The organism is Myroides sp. DF42-4-2 (genome assembly GCF_030326445.1).
Lineage (GTDB): Bacteria > Bacteroidota > Bacteroidia > Flavobacteriales > Flavobacteriaceae > Flavobacterium.
In genome coordinates, this window is the sequence record NZ_JACAKI010000013.1 from 33854 (window position 1) to 51335 (window position 17482).

General features: G+C 38.8%; 18 protein-coding genes. 15 read left to right on the top strand and 3 right to left on the bottom strand.

The genetic code is table 11. From position 1 onward, the window contains the following. The first annotated feature begins 101 nt into the window (after positions 1-101). The 3 genes from porQ to HX062_RS10645 all read left to right on the top strand — a co-directional run bounded on the left by porQ (position 102) and on the right by HX062_RS10645 (position 3235). Positions 102-1124, top strand: coding sequence for a type IX secretion system protein PorQ (gene porQ, locus HX062_RS10635; protein ID WP_182625707.1), 1023 nt, complete (start codon positions 102-104; stop codon positions 1122-1124). 17 nt (positions 1125-1141) lie between these two features. Beyond that, positions 1142-1825, top strand: coding sequence for a (d)CMP kinase (gene cmk, locus HX062_RS10640; protein ID WP_286467381.1), 684 nt, complete (start codon positions 1142-1144; stop codon positions 1823-1825). A gap of 75 nt (positions 1826-1900) precedes the next feature. Next, on the top strand, positions 1901-3235 hold the full coding sequence (locus tag HX062_RS10645) for an MFS transporter (RefSeq protein ID WP_286467382.1): 1335 nt from the start codon (positions 1901-1903) through the stop codon (positions 3233-3235). Positions 3236-3310: 75 nt separating this feature from the next. On the opposite strand, the gene HX062_RS10650 is transcribed toward HX062_RS10645, so the two are convergent. Continuing rightward, positions 3311-3553 (bottom strand): hypothetical protein, encoded by a 243-nt coding sequence (locus tag HX062_RS10650; RefSeq protein ID WP_286467383.1) that lies wholly within the window; start codon positions 3551-3553, stop codon positions 3311-3313. Positions 3554-3870: 317 nt separating this feature from the next. Here HX062_RS10650 and HX062_RS10655 point away from each other — a divergent pair, with 317 nt between their 5' ends. From HX062_RS10655 to HX062_RS10665, 3 genes are all read left to right on the top strand, one after another. Next, entirely contained in the window at positions 3871-4377 is a 507-nt protein-coding gene (locus tag HX062_RS10655; protein ID WP_286467385.1) for a hypothetical protein, read from the top strand. 150 nt (positions 4378-4527) lie between these two features. Next, on the top strand, positions 4528-4845 hold the full coding sequence (locus tag HX062_RS10660; protein ID WP_182625712.1) for a hypothetical protein: 318 nt from the start codon (positions 4528-4530) through the stop codon (positions 4843-4845). 54 nt (positions 4846-4899) lie between these two features. Next, positions 4900-5208: a hypothetical protein gene (locus HX062_RS10665; protein WP_182625713.1), complete on the top strand. Its 309-nt coding sequence runs from the start codon at positions 4900-4902 to the stop codon at positions 5206-5208. Positions 5209-5285: 77 nt separating this feature from the next. On the opposite strand, the gene HX062_RS10670 is transcribed toward HX062_RS10665, so the two are convergent. Together HX062_RS10670 and fumC are read right to left on the bottom strand one after the other, a co-directional pair. Beyond that, complete coding sequence (locus HX062_RS10670; protein WP_286467387.1) at positions 5286-5528, bottom strand: hypothetical protein; 243 nt, start codon at positions 5526-5528, stop codon at positions 5286-5288. Positions 5529-5983: 455 nt separating this feature from the next. Further along, on the bottom strand, positions 5984-7375 hold the full coding sequence (gene fumC, locus HX062_RS10675) for a class II fumarate hydratase (protein ID WP_182625716.1): 1392 nt from the start codon (positions 7373-7375) through the stop codon (positions 5984-5986). A gap of 143 nt (positions 7376-7518) precedes the next feature. Here fumC and HX062_RS10680 point away from each other — a divergent pair, with 143 nt between their 5' ends. The 9 genes from HX062_RS10680 (at position 7519) to dapB (ending at position 17472) form a co-directional block, all read left to right on the top strand. Next, on the top strand, positions 7519-7695 hold the full coding sequence (locus tag HX062_RS10680; RefSeq protein WP_182625717.1) for a hypothetical protein: 177 nt from the start codon (positions 7519-7521) through the stop codon (positions 7693-7695). Between the two features lie 279 nt (positions 7696-7974). Further along, positions 7975-10812 carry a TonB-dependent receptor gene (locus tag HX062_RS10685; RefSeq protein WP_286467388.1) on the top strand — a complete coding sequence of 946 codons (2838 nt, stop codon included), beginning with the start codon at positions 7975-7977 and terminating at the stop codon, positions 10810-10812. Between the two features lie 70 nt (positions 10813-10882). Beyond that, a complete protein-coding gene (locus HX062_RS10690) occupies positions 10883-11881 on the top strand; it encodes a metallophosphoesterase (protein WP_286467389.1) in 999 nt (332 codons plus the stop codon). Further along, positions 11881-12948 (top strand): phytase, encoded by a 1068-nt coding sequence (locus tag HX062_RS10695; RefSeq protein ID WP_286467390.1) that lies wholly within the window; start codon positions 11881-11883, stop codon positions 12946-12948. The genes HX062_RS10690 and HX062_RS10695 overlap by 1 nt, the downstream gene beginning before the upstream one ends. 491 nt (positions 12949-13439) lie before the next feature. Next, positions 13440-14312: an SDR family oxidoreductase gene (locus tag HX062_RS10700; protein ID WP_286467391.1), complete on the top strand. Its 873-nt coding sequence runs from the start codon at positions 13440-13442 to the stop codon at positions 14310-14312. A 150-nt stretch (positions 14313-14462) separates the two neighbouring features. Further along, entirely contained in the window at positions 14463-15227 is a 765-nt protein-coding gene (locus HX062_RS10705) for a ParA family protein (protein WP_182625722.1), read from the top strand. Between the two features lie 24 nt (positions 15228-15251). Continuing rightward, complete coding sequence (locus HX062_RS10710) at positions 15252-16154, top strand: ParB/RepB/Spo0J family partition protein (RefSeq protein ID WP_182625723.1); 903 nt, start codon at positions 15252-15254, stop codon at positions 16152-16154. Continuing rightward, positions 16154-16750 carry a DUF5683 domain-containing protein gene (locus HX062_RS10715; protein WP_430530231.1) on the top strand — a complete coding sequence of 199 codons (597 nt, stop codon included), beginning with the start codon at positions 16154-16156 and terminating at the stop codon, positions 16748-16750. The genes HX062_RS10710 and HX062_RS10715 overlap by 1 nt, the downstream gene beginning before the upstream one ends. Before the next feature lie 14 nt (positions 16751-16764). After that, positions 16765-17472: a 4-hydroxy-tetrahydrodipicolinate reductase gene (dapB, locus tag HX062_RS10720; protein WP_286467392.1), complete on the top strand. Its 708-nt coding sequence runs from the start codon at positions 16765-16767 to the stop codon at positions 17470-17472. Positions 17473-17482: the final 10 nt, after the last annotated feature.

Sequence of the window (17482 nt, forward strand, 5' to 3'; positions counted from 1 at the left end):
TGCGACTAAAAAAAAGACAAGCAGAAGTCCGCCGGCAATATATCCTTTTTTAGCATTGTTTTTGAAAATGTAATATATTAGCGACGTAATATCAACTGCTCATGAGGAATTCATTATTGTGGATGGGAGTCACCATACTCTGCTTGCTATCGCATAAAAACTATAGCCAAGTGGGGGCTGATTATACCTATCAGTTTTTGAATTTACCCTCTTCGCCTGTGCAGGCAGCACTTGGAGGAAAAAACTTTGCTTCTTCTAACAGCGTCAGTCAAGTATTTTGGAATCCTGCGAGTATAAATGAATCGATGGCTAACCAGGTAGATGCGAGTTTTAGTCGGGTGTATGGCGTGGCTAACTACGGTTCTTTGGGCTATACAAAAACCTTTCGATCCAAGCGAAATCTATTCGTAGGAGTGAATTTCATCAACTATGGGGATATGGAAGGCTATGATGAGTTTGGGACTTATACTGGAAACTTTCACGGTAATGAAGTTGCGCTCACTGCGGGTTCGTCCTATCAAATTGAGCAATCCGATTGGTATATAGGAGCAAATGTCAAATTCGTTTTTTCCTCGTTGGAATCCTATCAATCTATTGGGGCAGCAATTGACTTAGGGGTGCTGTATAAAGATGAAATTGGCAAGTGGGATTTTGCCTTCACCATTCGAAATATGGGGGCTCAGCTAAAAACCTATGCCGATTATCGAGAAAAATTGCCATTAGATGTCGCAATTTCTGTTTCGAAAGAATTAGAAAACGTACCTTTGCGCTGGCACATTACAATAGATAATTTACAACAATGGGATTTGTCCTTTTCAAACCCCAATAGGGGCACTACGTCTATAGACGAAGAATTCAAAGAAGAAAAGGTCAGTTTCTTTAATAATGCACTACGACATTTCATTGTTGGAGTAGAACTCTTTCCACAAAAGAAGTTTCAAGTCCGTTTAGGCTATAACTTCCGAAAAGGAGAGGAATTGCGCATTGTCGACAATCGACATTTCGCAGGGATAACTGCGGGCGTGGGTTTACAACTCAAACGCTTTAAATTCGACTATTCTTATGCACGCCAAACCTCGGCAGCAAACACAAGTATGTTTGGTGTTCGTTTTGATATGAATTAATTGTAAATTTTTCAAATTTGAAAAAGATAACTATAGCGATTGACGGTTTTTCCTCGACAGGAAAAAGTACGTTAGCCAAAGCACTAGCCAAATCATTAGGTTATATCTATATTGATACGGGTGCCATGTATCGCGCCGTGACGCTTTTTGCCATGCGCAAAGGTCTAATCTCTGCCAAAAACTTTGATCAAGCAAGGTTAGTAGAGCTATTAGACACCTTCGATCTACACTTTGAATACAATGTAGCCAAAGGATATGCCGATATCTATCTCAACCAAGAAAATGTAGAAGAACTCATCCGTACCTTGGAGGTTTCTCAGTTTGTAAGCCAAATTGCTGCCGTTTCAGAAGTGAGAAAAAAATTAGTCGAACAACAACAAATCCTCGGTAAATCAAAAGGCGTTGTAATGGATGGTCGAGATATTGGAACTGTTGTTTTTCCCGATGCAGAATTGAAAATATTTATGACTGCTTCTCCAGAAATTCGCGCCCAACGTCGCTTCAAAGAATTACAAGAGAAAGATAGTAAGGTGGTATATGAAGACGTCTTGCACAACGTAATAGAACGCGATCAAATCGACACTTCTCGCCAAGACTCGCCTTTAGTAAAAGCCGATGATGCTGTAGAAGTCGATAACTCAAACTTATCCCGAGAAGAACAGTTTGACCTAATCCTACAATTAGTAAAAGAGAGAATTTAATATGATCTGTGGAAATTCGTCCTTAGATCATCTTATTATCTATAGGCGTATTTCTACCACTTACAAGATAAAACTATGAATGTAAAATTGAAACTAACGGGTATGAATTTCCTCGAATTTGCCGTTTGGGGAGCGTATCTAACGTCTATGGGAAACTATTTAGGTTCTATAGGCTTAGGACCTAAAATCGGTTCGTTTTATGCGATGCAAGGAATTGTGTCAATATTTATGCCTGCTATTATGGGGATCGTGGCAGATCGTTGGATTCCCGTGCAACGCTTGTTGGGAATCAACCACTTATTAGCGGCTATTTTTATGTTCGCAACCGGATACTACGGCTATGTATCAGGAAGCAATGTAGATTTTGCAACCATCTTTACGTTATACAGCATTAGTGTGGCTTTCTTTATGCCGACCATTGCCCTGTCTAACTCCACCGCCTATACGGTGCTTAAACAAAATCAGCTGGATGTCATAAAAGCCTTTCCTCCCATTCGTACCTTTGGGACCATCGGTTTTATCATCGCCATGCTCTTTGTGAACTTCTTTGGTTATACCGGTGATAGCCTTGGTTTTAACTTTAGTAGCAGCCCTGATTTTGTCAGTTTTCAACAAGATTATCACCAGTTTTACGTCTCTGGATTTTTAGGAGTAGTCCTGTTTTTATACAGCTTCTCTTTACCCCATTGTCCAGTAAATAAATCAGGAGAAAAACGAACCCTTGCCGATGCTTTTGGATTAAAGGCTTTTGCATTATTCAAACAAAAGAAAATGGCTATTTTCTTCATTTTCTCTATGTTATTAGGGGTATCTCTTCAAATTACCAACGGCTATGCCAACCCGTTTATCACGACCTTTAAAAATATTCCTGAATATGCAGATACCTGGGGAGCGAGTAATGCCAATGCGCTAATCTCTCTTTCGCAAATCTCAGAAACCCTGTGTATTTTGTTAATTCCGTTCTTCTTAAAACGCTTTGGAATTAAAGTGGTTATGCTAATGTCGATGGTCGCTTGGGTGTTGCGTTTCGGTTTATTCGGATTAGGTGATCCAGGAAGTGGTGTTTGGATGTTTATCTTGTCGATGATTGTGTACGGAATTGCTTTCGACTTCTTCAACGTATCAGGGTCTTTATATGTCGACAATGAAACTAGTGAAGACATTCGCTCTTCTGCTCAAGGGGTATTCATGATGATGACCAATGGTTTTGGTGCAACCATCGGAATGTTCTTAGCTCAAGCCGTAGTAAATCACTATGTGTATAGTCAAGATGATTTGCTATTGCAAGTGGAAGGATGGAGACATTCGTGGATTATTTTTGCGTTGTTCTCTTTAGTTGTGACTATCTTATTCGCGATTATTTTCAAATACAAACACAAACCCGAAGATGTAGAGCATCTTTCTCATTAATAAAAAATAAAATATAAACAAAAGCAGTAGCGAACTATTCGTTACTGCTTTTTTGATTTTTTTAGGTAAGTTCCTTTATTGCACAGGCTCTTTTAATTGTTGCAATAAGCTTACTACTTGCAGGATGCGGTGTACATCCGATGCGTCCAAAAAGAGATCTTCTCCTTTGTCTGTACAGTGTTGTACATAGTAGTAAAACAGTTCATTAATGCTTTGTGCATAAGAGGTAAAGTTGGTGTGGAGGTCAACGAGCTCTTGTAAAAGCGTCGCATTGTACTGATCAGTTGATCGTACTTGAGTGTGGGGTTTTGTACTCATATTGTTATTGTTTAGGAGTATAGAAACCCGTCTAGATTAGGTGTCCTACGCCAATAACAGCGTTACAGTTGTTTCCAATACTGTCACCTTACCAAACGGGTGAACTATTTTTTAGAGTCATGATGTTATTGTTTAGGAATACAAATGTTACTACACATTTTATTCCAAAACTAACTAGCTTAGCTTGTAATGGCTTGTTTTAGTTGTAATTTGAATGACTTTAGAGATAAGTTTTTCTTTTTTATACGAAATTGTCAACGGACAATAAGGATAGCTGCCCTGCTTTTTTTGTGTAACTTAGTCAAACCAAAGCAGTCATGATAGCCAGTGGTGGTTTATCAGGTGGTATTTCTTCAACTATTGCAGGCGGTGATTTTTGGCAAGGCATGCGACAAGGATTGATTACCAGTGGATTGAATCATGTGTTGCATATGGGGGCGGATGGTTTGGAACAAGATAAACCCAAAGGCCGAAATAGTGAAGGAAAATTGTATGGGGGTGATGGTAGTGGTGATGCATTAGATTTAACTTATAGGGTTGTTGATAATATAAATGATTGGTTGCCTACTAAGTCAGGCTTAGATCTTGTTTATGGATTATTTACTGGAGCTGATTTAAATGGTAATCCAATGAGTGGTGTAGATTTTTCATGGGCAGTGATCGGAGTAATTCCTGTAAACAAGTTTTCTACACCTGTAAAAGGAGCAACAGGTTGGGTTAAGAGATCAGTGTATAAGTCCTATGATAAAACAGTTCAGAAAGACATATCAAGAGCTATTGCTAAAGGTGTAGTCCCTCCTAAAGGACATTCAGGAATTATATGATTAACAGCATCAGAGGCACAGCAAACAGGTTACTCTTACAAGTTGAAGATGATGGGTGAAAAATCTAAAGACCTTCGTATTTATGGTAACGCGAATGCGAATGGATATATATTTTTTGAAATACCTATGACAAATAAAAAAAATAAATAGATGAATATAGAAGAGATGAGAATTTTGTATGCAAAGGCTCAGAATTTTATTGACAATTGGATAAAACTGCCAGTTAATTTTGAGAAAATAATACAAGAAATAGATTCTAAGTACTTGGCTAATATCGATGAAATACATTTTAAAAATTCGCGAATAACTTTAATTTGGTCTGAACTAGATTATAAAGTTTATAAAGTTTGTGTGACTATTTATTTTTTAGGAAAAAATGACATTTTGTTAGCGGAGTTTAAATACTTTGAAGATATGGAAGGAAATTATATAAATAATGAATTTTATTTTTTTGAAATTTACGATTAATACAAAAATAGACTTTTAGTAATAGAAAGGATGAATAATAGAAATTTTTTTAAGATGTCTAGTGCAGAAGAAATGCTAAAACTTTATGAAGAAGCACGTGATGGGTTCCTATATTTAATAAATATTCCTGATAATAAATATGTAGAAGAGGAACTCATAAACGATCTTGGAATTTGTTTTACCGATATCAAAATGGTAAATAAAGCAATTGAGCTTTTTTGGTTTCATGAAAATACAATTGAATATACGATTGAAGTGTTTCTTTCACTTCAAGATAAAAAAGGAGAAGAAATTGGTGAATATGTATATGTTCTTGATCATGAAGGGAACGGTGTTGACGATCGTTTTTTCTATTCAAAGTAATTAATTTAATTTTAAGATAACAAAAGCAGTAGCGAAGCATTCGCTACTGCTTTTTTGATTTTATTAGCTAAGTTAACTTACTTCACAGGTTCTTTCAATTGTTGCAACAGATTGATTACTTGTAGGATGCGGTGTACATCCGATGCGTCCAAAAAGAGATCTTCTCCTTTGTCTGTACAGTGTTGTACATAGTAGTAAAACAGTTCATTAATGCTTTGTGCATAAGAGGTAAAGTTGGTGTGGAGGTCAACGAGCTCTTGTAGAAGCGTTGCATTGTACTGATCAGTTGATCGTACTTGGGTGTGGGGTTTTGTACTCATATTGTTGTAATTTAGGAAGGATAAAGCTCATACAACTTAGATGTCCTAACGCTTACAACAGCATTTACAGTTGTTTCCAATACTGCCATCGTATTATATGAGCAAAGTCTTTTTAGCAATAGATTGTTGTAATATAGGAATACAGCTACTACAACACATTTTATTCCAAAATCCAAAAGCTTAGCTTGTAATGGCTTGTTTTAGTTGTAATTTGAATGACTTTGGGGAAAAGTTTTTCTTTTTTATACGAAATAGGTTTTAGAAGTTGACGATAAAAAAAGCAGTGGTAGATTTTTCTACCACTGCTTGTATTTGAAAATGCACGGTTTACTCGTTGTGAGGTTCGCCTGGTTTGATGGAATATTTATTCAGATAATTTCCTTCTCATTGTCTCATCACTAATAATGCGCGGTTTGCTCGTTGTGAGGTTCGTCCGGTTTGATAGTGTCCACTCACTACTCACCAATCATTTTTTTCGGATCTACCCAAAGGTCAAAGTCTTCCGGGGTAACATAGCCCAATCGAACGGCTTCTTCTTTTAGTGTAGTTCCATTTTCATGTGCGGTTTGAGCGATTTCAGCGGCTTTATAGTAGCCAATTTTTGTATTGAGTGCTGTAACTAACATCAAGGAGTTGTCTACGAGTTCTTGAATGCGTTTGTGGTTGGGTTCAATTCCCTGTGCACAGTGTTCATCAAAAGAAACACAAGCATCGCCGATTAGTTTTGCCGATTGAATAAAATTAGCTGCCATTACAGGTTTGAATACGTTCAATTCATATTGTCCTTGTGTACCACTAAAGGAGATGGTTACATCATTTCCTAATACTTGAGCGGCTACCATGGTTAAGGCTTCACATTGCGTTGGATTTACTTTTCCAGGCATAATAGACGAACCAGGTTCATTGGCAGGAATGATAATCTCACCAATTCCCGAACGCGGACCTGAAGCTAACATGCGAATGTCATTGGCGATTTTGTATAGAGATACCGCTAGTTGTTTTAAGGCACCATGCGTTTCTACGATAGCATCATGAGCAGCAAGCGCTTCAAATTTATTTGGAGCCGTAACAAAAGGCAGTTTTGTAAAATCAGCTATGTGTTTAGCAACGACTACGTCGTAGTTGGTTGGGGTGTTTAATCCCGTTCCTACAGCCGTACCTCCCAAAGCCAATTCAGCAAGGTGAGCTAAGGTATTGTTTAACGCTTTTAATCCGTGTTCTAATTGAGCAACATAGCCCGAAATCTCTTGTCCTAACGTTAGAGGTGTGGCGTCCATTAAGTGCGTACGTCCAATTTTAACGACATCTTTATACGCTTTTGCCTTAGCAGCCAAGGTGTTTTTGAGCTGGGTAACCCCTGGAATGGTAGATTCAACAACCGCTTTATAGGCCGCAATATGCATTGCGGTTGGATACGTATCGTTAGACGATTGGGATTTGTTGACATCGTCATTGGCTTTGAGTACGGGTTCTCCTTCTCCAATAGCAAACCCAGCTAAAACCTGTGCGCGATTGGCAATGACTTCATTGACATTCATATTGGATTGAGTTCCCGATCCCGTTTGCCAAATAACCAACGGAAACTGATCGTCTAGTTTACCTGCAATAATTTCATCACATACTTGAGCAATTGCATCCCTTTTTTCTTGGTTTAATACACCTAAATCGAAGTTAGCATATGCCGCAGCCTTTTTTAAATAAGCAAAAGCTTCGATAATTTCATGAGGCATGGATCCTTCAGGGCCAATTTTGAAATTGTTTCTCGAACGCTCTGTTTGTGCTCCCCAATAGTTGTCTTTGGGTACTTGTACTTCACCTAAGGTGTCTTTTTCTATTCTATAGTCCATGATGTGATTTGTATTTAAAATTACCTTAAAGATACTGAATTATTTAGTTTGATTCTAAAGAAGGGGTAAAATAAAATGAGGGCTATTGTCAAATCAAGAAAAGGATGTATATTTGGGACGTATACAAAAAAATCCGGAATAAAATGTTTGAATTTCAACAGTATTTAGGTTTCATCGTTGCCATGACCGTTATTACAATGGCGTTTTGGCTTTTAATATTCTTGATTGGATTCGCTTGCTACTGGGCAACTGGAGGAACAATTGAGTTTTTAAAAGAGAAGAAAGCTAAAAAACAGCAGTTAGAAGAAAGTCAAATGTAAAATTTGATTTTACGAAATAAAAAGAGGTTATGCCAAGCGTAACCTCTTTTTTTGTTTACTGTCTCTTCGTTTGTAAGATAATTGTGCTTTACAACGAGCAAAGAGCAACGAACGACGAGCAAAGAGCAACGAGCAACGAGCAAAGAGCAACGAGCAACGAGCAACGAGCAACCCATTCTTAACATAAGAAGCAAAACCAAAACACAATCATAACAATATAGAAACGCCCTTTCATAGGGGGTGGACTAAGTTTGTTCAAAACTATTTAAGATTATGATTATGAAAGTAAAGTACTTCTTATTCTTTTTTACTCTTTGTTTGGCTTGGACCTTACACGCGCAGCAAGGGGATAAAAAACACGGTATTGTGTCCGGACGCGTTATTGATGCTACAGATATGAGCTCACTTCCCGGCGCAGCTGTATTGTTGAATGATGGAAAACAATACACGATTAGCAATACCAATGGTTACTTTGAATTTTTAAATATACCAGGGGGTGCGTATACCTTATCGGTTAGTTATATGGGGTATGCACCAATTGAACAAGAGGTTGAGGTAGTTGCAGGACAAAATACCGTAGTCAATTTGAGTTTGTCTACTGATATTCAAACCTTAGAAGGGATTGTTATCATTGGAGACCGTTTGAAAGGACAGGCTAAGGCGTTAAACCAACAGAAGAACAACGCCAATGTAACTAATGTTATTTCAGCCGATCAAGTGGGGCGTTTTCCCGATTCCAATATTGGAGATGCGTTAAAACGCGTACCGGGAATCACCATGCAGAATGACCAAGGAGAAGCCCGTAACATCGTGATTCGCGGATTAGCAGCTAGTTTAAATTCCGTAACCCTAAATGGAGATCGCATTCCATCAGCAGAAGGAGATAATCGAAACGTACAGATGGATTTAATTCCGTCAGATATGATTTCTTCTGTAGAAGTAAATAAAACCCTAACTCCCGATATGGATGCAGATGCTATTGGAGGATCTGTTGATTTAATTACCCGTGCATCCCCTTATGGAGAGCGCATTTCTGCTACCGTTGCAGGAGGATATAATCCTATCCGTGAGAAAGGCAACTACATTGGTAGTTTTGTTTATGGCAATCGTTTCTTAGATTCTAAATTGGGAATGATAGTAAGCGGATCGTACAACAGCAATAACTTTGGATCGGACAACGTAGAAGCCGTTTGGAGTCAAGATGAACACGACAAGGTGTATATCAGTGAGTACGACATCAGAAAATACGATGTTCAACGCGTGCGCCGCAGTTTTTCCGGAGCTTTTGACTACAAAATTAACGACAACCACACGATTTATGCCAGTGCGATGTACAACTGGAGAGATGATAGAGAAAACAGATACCGTGTGCGTTATAGAAGTATTACACCCGAATACGATGCGGAAAACAATATTGTGGGATACAAAGGAGATATCCGCAGAGAAACAAAAGGGGGAATTGACAACAGCCGAAATAAGAATACGCGATTAGAAGACCAACGCGTACAGCACTATGCGTTGAGTGGAGAGCATTTGTGGTCGAGTAACTTAGATATGGATTGGTCCGTGAACTATTCCCGTGCATCCGAAGATCGTCCAGGAGAGCGCTACTTGGACTTCCAAAACAAAAAAGTAGCTATGGTAGAGGACTTGTCTAACGGAGATTATCCTTTAATCACAGCTGCTAAAGATACACCAGAAAACTTCAGCTTTAGAAAGCTAACAGAAAACCACAATTTCACAAAAGACAGTGAGTTTGGCGCAAAATTGAATTTTAGAATTCCGTTTTCTGTAATTGAAGATCAAAAAGGACGCTTGCGTTTTGGTGGTCGCTTGCGCTTAAAAGACAAAGAACGCGATAATATGTTCTACGAGTATACGCCAATTGAACCTAATTCGATTGGAAACCTATCGGAAGTACCTCACAATTACTACGATGGAGCTAAGTTTCAAGCCGGTAGTAAGTATGTGCCAGGGTATTTTGCAACCAAGGAATACCTAGGAGGATTAGATTTGAACAATGCGACTTTATTTGAAAAAGAAGCCAAACCGGAAGAATATCTAGCCTTGAATTACAAAGCCAAAGAAAAAATCTACGCAGGTTATATCCGTTGGGATCAAGATTTCAACGAAAAACTGTCGATGATTGTTGGTGCACGTGTAGAGCATACAAGTATTGATTATACCGGAAATCACATCGTAGATGAAAGCGATTTAGTAGGGGAGGTAAACAACACCAACAGCTATACCAACGTCATGCCAAGTTTGACCTTTAAATACACCACGGATCAGGATTGGATTTATAGAGCGGCTTTTACGACCGCCTTAGCAAGACCTGATTATTATGCATTAGCCCCTTATATTAGCGTGATCTCTCAAGATAATATGGTGGCTGCTGGAAATCCAGATCTAAAAGCAACCTATGCCTATAACTTCGATCTAATGGCAGAAAAGTATTTCGAATCGGTAGGGATGTTCTCTGCAGGCGTGTTTTACAAAAACTTAAATGACTTTATTTACACCTATCACTCAGATTCGTTTACCAGAGAAAACTTTGAGACGACTTTCCCTGACCAAGTAAATCCAATCAAAGCAGGAGATAAGTGGAAGTTTACCCAACAGCGCAATGGAGATCAAGTGAATCTCTTTGGTGTTGAGGTGGCTTTTCAAAGACAACTTGATTTCATCCCTGGAAAATTCTTTAAAGGGTTGGGCGTTTATGTAAACTATACCTATACACATTCAGAAGCAAAGGGAATTACCAATGCCGATGGGGAAGTGCGAAAAAACATGGAATTGCCAGGATCAGCTCCTCATATGTTTAACGGATCACTATCGTGGGAAAATGAGCGCTTTTCTGCGCGTATCTCATTGAACTATTCATCTGATTACTTGGATGCCTTAGGCGGAGATAGTTTTGAAGATAGCTATTACGACAAACAATTGTTCTTAGATGCTAATGCTTCTTACAAAATTACCAAGTATATGCGCGTATTTGCCGAAGCAAATAACCTGACGAATCAACCGTTGAGATACTACCAAGGCGTGAGTAATCGCGTAAAACAAATGGAATACTACCAACCAAAATTTACATTGGGAATTAAATTTGATTTATAATATAAAGCATACACAAAAAATAAATTACAGCGAATACTTCTATTGGCTGTAATTTTTTATTTTACAACACATGAAGAAAATACTTTACACTTTATTTTTACTTAGTTTCACGGGACTAGCACAGGCACAAACTCCTTTTGAATACGAAAAAAGTACGGGGTATTCCGGACGTAATATTCCAGGTTTAAACTATCAAGAGGATAGTTTTAATTTCTTAGTTTTAGGAGATTTTGGTCGTGTAGGCGATTACTACCAAAAAGAGGTGGCTCGTGAATTGGGAAATGCCATGGTGGTTCTCGATGGAGAATTTATCGTTTCCGTAGGGGATAATTTTTACCCCAATGGCGTAGCGAGTACGCAAGATTATCATTGGATTTCCTCTTTTGAACAGGTGTACACCAATCCTTCCTTATACGCCAATTGGTATGTCGCTTTGGGCAATCACGATTACTTGGGCAATGTGCAAGCGCAACTAGATTATACCCAAGTTAGCAGACGCTGGAATATGCCTGATCGCTATTACAGCAAAACGTTTACATTAGAAAATGGAAAAAAACTACTGTTGGTGGTGATGGATACTAATCCGTTTATTGACAATTACCGCAAGAGTGCAAAATATGGCGATTTGCTTGAGCAAGATACAGCTAAACAGATGCAGTGGCTGGAAGAAACCCTAGGGCAGGCGGATGCAGATGTGCAATGGAAGGTTGTTGTGGGACATCATCCAATGTACAGTGGTGGCAAGCGAAGAGTAAATAAAGATACCCAGGGATTTGAACAGAAATTTGCCGATTTCTTTGATCGCCATCGCGTAGATGCCTATATCTGTGGTCATGAACACGATTTGCAAATCATTAAACCAAAAGAGCGCTATACCACCCAATTCCTGTCTGGTGCTGCAAGTGAAGTTCGCCCTTCTGGTACTATGGAACACACCATTTTTGCTGCTGCAGAACCAGGATTTATGGCTTTTTCTATCGCAGAAGACGAATTAACCGTTCAAGTAGTAAAAGCGACAACACAACAGGCAGAAGTTATTTATACACACACGATAAAAAAGAAAAATTAATGAAAGCACAAGCCATCTATTTTATATTGAGTTTGACTTTACTCACTGGGTGTAAAGACAAATTAGCTCCCGTTTCACCCCATGCGATTCAACCCCTAGTGGTTACAGAACAAACCGTGTTTGATACCGATGATCCCGCTATTTGGATCAATAACAAAGATCAAAGCCAACGCTTGATCATCGGAACAGATAAAGAAAAAGGCGGTGGATTATACGCCTTTGATTTAGAAGGAAAGATTGTGGCTAAATACACGGATATGGCTCGTCCAAATAACGTGGATATTGCCTACAACTTCCCCTATAAAAACGATACCATTGACATTGCAGTAGTCACCGAGCGCAAGGCCAATGCCATTCGAATTTTTAAACTACCCGAATTAACGCCTATTGATGGAGGAGGATTAAAAGTGTTTGAAGGAGAAACAGCAGAAGAATACAATGAACCAATGGGGATTTCACTCTATACCAAAAAAGACAGTGAAACCCCCGTGTTTTACGCTATTGTAGGCCGTAAAAATGGTCCTGTGAATGAATACTTGTGGCAATATGCGTTTGCAGCAAATGAAGAGGGAAAGATAGAACTGAAACTAGCGCGTAAATTTGGTGCGTATAGCGGAAAGAAAGAAATTGAAGCCATAGCAGTAGATCAAGAGTTGGGTTATGTCTACTATTCCGATGAAACCGCAGGAGTGCGCAAGTATTATGCAGACCCTGTAAAGGGGAACGAAGAACTGGCTTTCTTTGTAAAAGGGGATGCCAAACGCGATCATGAAGGAATTGCTATCTACAAAAAGGATGCAACAACGGGATATATCGTCCTATCCAATCAACAGGACAATTCCATTCTGGTTTACCCAAGAGAAGGGGAACCGACAAATCCGCATCAACATCAACTAATCACAACCATTCCCGTAGCAGCAATTGAATGCGATGGTTTGGAAATAACCTCTGTGCCACTGGATCCCAAATTTCCTAAAGGCATGTTAGTGATGATGAGTAATGGCAAGGTGTTTCATTATTACGACTGGAACATCATCCAAACTCACATTGATAAGGCTCAGAAATAGAAGATCTACCCAAAATGCCCCAAAAAGTTTGACACTTTTTGGGGCATTTTTTATGAGTAGAACACAAAAAAAAGCCGAAAGCCGAATAACAAAATTCATCGAATACCCAAACAAAATATAAACTAGATGAGGTAAAGCGAGCAACTAATCCATCACGCCAATGTTCAAAGACTTTTCTTTGGATCTTGTTCGAGTCTTGTTCGAGTCTTGTTCGAGTCTCCTTCGGTAAAATGGCCCTCAGCCCAAGTAAATTCGAACATGACTCGAACAACTACCGAAGAAAGCCAAAAGAAGTATAAGTTAATGTATGTAAATCTGATGATTATTTCTTTTGGATCAAGATGAATATCCCCATTAGCGGTCATTTATACCCACTATCAGAAAAATAAAGAAAGAGGATTTGTTTGTGTAAAAAGAAAGTTTTAAGCCTTGAACAAAGGAAATCAGCTTCCTTTTTGTATCTTTAGGAGATATCAAAAGAAAAACCAGTTATGAATTATACAGAAAAAATGTTGCCACCTACGGCATTAAAAGATAAAGTGGTGATTGTTACCGGAGGGGGAAGTGGATTAGGACGATCGATGTCGGCTTACTTTATGGAAATTGGTGCAAAAGTTGTCATTACTTCTCGCGATATGGAGAAGCTCCAAAAAACGGCCAAAGAACTAGAAGCCCAAACAGGAGGGGAATGTTTTCCGGTGAGTTGTGATGTTCGACATTACGATCAAGTAGAGCAGATGCTACAAGCGGTATTGAACAAATGGGGTAGAGTAGATGTATTGCTCAACAATGCTGCGGGTAATTTTATTTCACCAACAGAGCGACTATCGTCTAATGCGTTTGATACCATTGTTGATATTGTGCTAAAAGGAACAAAGAACTGTACGTTGGTTGTGGGTAAACACTGGATCGAACAAAAACAACGCAATACCGTTGTACTAAATATTACAACGACTTATGCGTGGACGGGATCGGCTTATGTGGTACCTTCTGCGGTGGCCAAAGCAGGTGTTTTAGCCATGACTAGAAGTTTAGCTGTTGAGTGGGCCAAATACGGCATGCGCTTTAATGCGATTGCCCCGGGTCCCTTTCCAACAAAAGGCGCATGGGACCGCCTATTGCCAGGGGATTTAAAAGAAAAATTCGACCTAGCTAAAAAAATTCCACTGCGCAGAGTAGGTGAACATCAGGAGTTAGCGAATTTAGCAGCGTATTTAATTTCTGATTTCTCGAGCTACATCAACGGAGAGGTAATCACCATTGACGGCGGAGAATGGCTACAAGGTGCAGGAGAATTTAATATGCTGGACCAAGTTCCTGAAGAAATGTGGGACATGCTTGAAGCCAATATTCGCAAGAAATAAAGGCAAAAAATATAAGGGTATTCTTTTGGATGATAAGAGATTACCCTTTTTTTATGGAATTGTTACCGATTGAGAATGTTAATAAAATAGATTTTATATACAGATAAATAATTGTATTTTTACCACTCAAAATTTATTTGATATAAAAAAATGGGGAAAATTATAGCTGTTGCCAATCAGAAGGGTGGCGTAGGTAAAACTACGACTTCTGTGAATTTAGCTGCTTCTTTAGGAGCACTTGAAAAAAAGGTATTGTTAATCGATGCCGATCCTCAAGCGAACGCTACTTCAGGATTAGGAGTGGATGTTGAAGCTGTTGAAATTGGTACGTATGAAGTACTAGAACACAGCTGCACACCAGCAGAAGCCGTCGTAGATTGTACAGCTCCCAATGTGTATCTAATTCCTGCACATATCGACTTGGTCGCAATTGAAATTGAATTAGTCGATAAGAAAAATAGAGAGTATATGCTCAAAGAAGCATTGCAATCCATTAAAAATCACTATGATTACATTATCATTGACTGTGCTCCTTCCTTAGGGTTGTTAACCCTAAACGCATTAACCGCAGCCGATTCTGTAATCATTCCCATTCAGTGTGAGTATTTCGCCCTAGAAGGATTGGGAAAACTGTTGAATACCATCAAAAGTGTACAGCGCATCCACAACCCTAAATTGGATATCGAAGGGTTGCTATTGACCATGTATGATTCGCGTCTGCGCTTGTCTAATCAAGTAGTAGAAGAAGTACAAAAACACTTTAATGACATGGTTTTTGATACGATTATCCAACGCAATGTCAAATTAAGTGAGGCACCGAGTTTTGGTGAAAGTATCATAAATTACGATGCAACCAGTAAAGGTGCTACAAATTATATTAATTTAGCGGAGGAAATAGTAAAAAAGAATCACTAAAAAATAGGAGAGGAAAGATAAACTATGGCAAAAGCAATCAAAAAACAAGCTTTAGGAAGAGGATTGTCAGCGTTGTTGAAGGACCCAGATAACGATATCAAGTCCATTGACGATACCAATGCTGATAAAGTTGTGGGGAATATCATTGAACTGGATGTAGAAGCAATCGAAATTAATCCTTTTCAGCCTCGTACAAATTTTAATGAAGAGTCTTTACAAGAGTTGGCGAGTAGTATTCGCGAACTCGGCGTGATTCAGCCGATTACGGTTCGAAAAATTGATTTTAATAAATATCAGTTAATTTCAGGGGAAAGAAGGTTAAGAGCATCTAAAATTGCTGGCTTATCCACGATTCCTGCTTATATTCGCATCGCAAACGACAATGATTCTTTAGTCATGGCTTTGGTTGAAAATATTCAACGCCACGATTTAGATCCCATTGAGATTGCCATGTCCTATCAACGGTTGATGGAAGAAATCAGCCTGACACAAGAACAAGTCAGTGATCGCGTAGGGAAAAAGCGCTCGACCATTGCCAATTACTTGCGTCTGTTGCGATTAGATCCCATTATTCAAACGGGAATCCGCGACGGATTTATCAGCATGGGACACGGTAGAGCGATTATTAACATCGACGATTTAGACGTGCAAACGGATATTTATCACAAAATTATTGCGGAGAATTTATCCGTTCGCGATACAGAAGCGCTGGTAAAAAAATATCAAGAAGGCGATAAAGGCGTGGGCAATGTAAAACCACAACCCAAACCACAACCTGTAGTACCGGAAACCTACAGACAGTCTTTTGGAAAGTTTTTTGGCGCTAAGGTAGATATCAAAGCCAACCACAACGGAAAAGGAAAAATCACCATTCCCTTTTACTCAGAAGAAGATTTAGATCGTATCATCAAACTTTTAGAAAAGTAGTGAGAAGTAAAGTTTTATTGATAATTATTTTCAGTACCTTTTTTCATCTAGCAGGTTTTGCACAAGAAGAAGAAATACTCGAAAAAGATAGTAAAAAAGAAAAAAGAAATAAAGAGGTTGTTTACAAACCGATTGATCCTGTTGCTCCATCGCGTGCAGCATTCTATACTACAATTGTTCCTGGCTTAGGACAAATTTACAATCGAAAGTACTGGAAAGTGCCCCTAGTATATGCTGGGATTGGTATTCCTGTTTACTTTTGGGCAGATAACCAACGCAATTACGACCGTTATAGAAACGAGTATAAAAATCGCTTGCAAGGGAAAGTAGATCAAACAGATGAAACACTAGCGGGACTCGATGAAGAACGCCTGTTAGATGGTCAAAATTTTTACCGCAAGAATAGAGATTTATCTGTTGTAATCGCCATTGGATTCTATGTTTTAAGTATCGTAGATGCCAATGTAGATGCCCATTTAATGCAGTTTAACGTCAACGAAAACCTGACGATTAAACCCGTGATTGAGTTCGACCAAAAAAGTTTAACCCAACAACAACAATATCAATACGCGATTAACGTTCAATATCGCTTTTAATTTAATCCTAACGTATGAAAATAGCATTGCTAGGCTATGGCAAAATGGGTAAAATCATTGAGCGCATAGCAGTAGAGAGAGGACATGCCATTGTGTATACCAAACAGCGCAATCAAACAACAGGTAGCTTGTCAGAAGCGGATGTTGCTATTGATTTTAGTGTGCCTTCTATTGCCGTTGACAATATTAAAGAAGCCTTAGCAGCTGGAATTCCCGTGGTAAGTGGTACGACAGGTTGGTTAGCGCAGTATAACGAAGTCGTGGAGTATTGTCAGGCACATAATAGTGCGTTTCTCTATGGATCCAACTTTAGCTTAGGTGTTAATGTTTTCTTTGAATTGAACGAGTATCTCGCCAAGATGATGCGCAATCTATCGCAATATCAGGTAGACATGCAAGAGGTACACCATACCGAAAAATTAGATGCACCTAGTGGAACAGCCATTACCTTAGCTGAGGGAATTATTGCCCATTCTAACTATGAAGGTTGGACGCTAAACAAGCCATCAAGTACAAATGAAATCCATATTGATGCGGTAAGAGAAGATCAAGTACCCGGAACACATACGGTGCGCTATGACTCGACTATCGATCAAATAGAAATTAAACACACCGCACATAACCGCGAAGGCTTTGCCCTTGGTGCAGTAATTGCCTCGGAGTGGATCAAAGATAAAAAAGGTATTTTTTCAATGAAAGATGTTCTTAATTTGAAAAATTAAGTAACTTGGG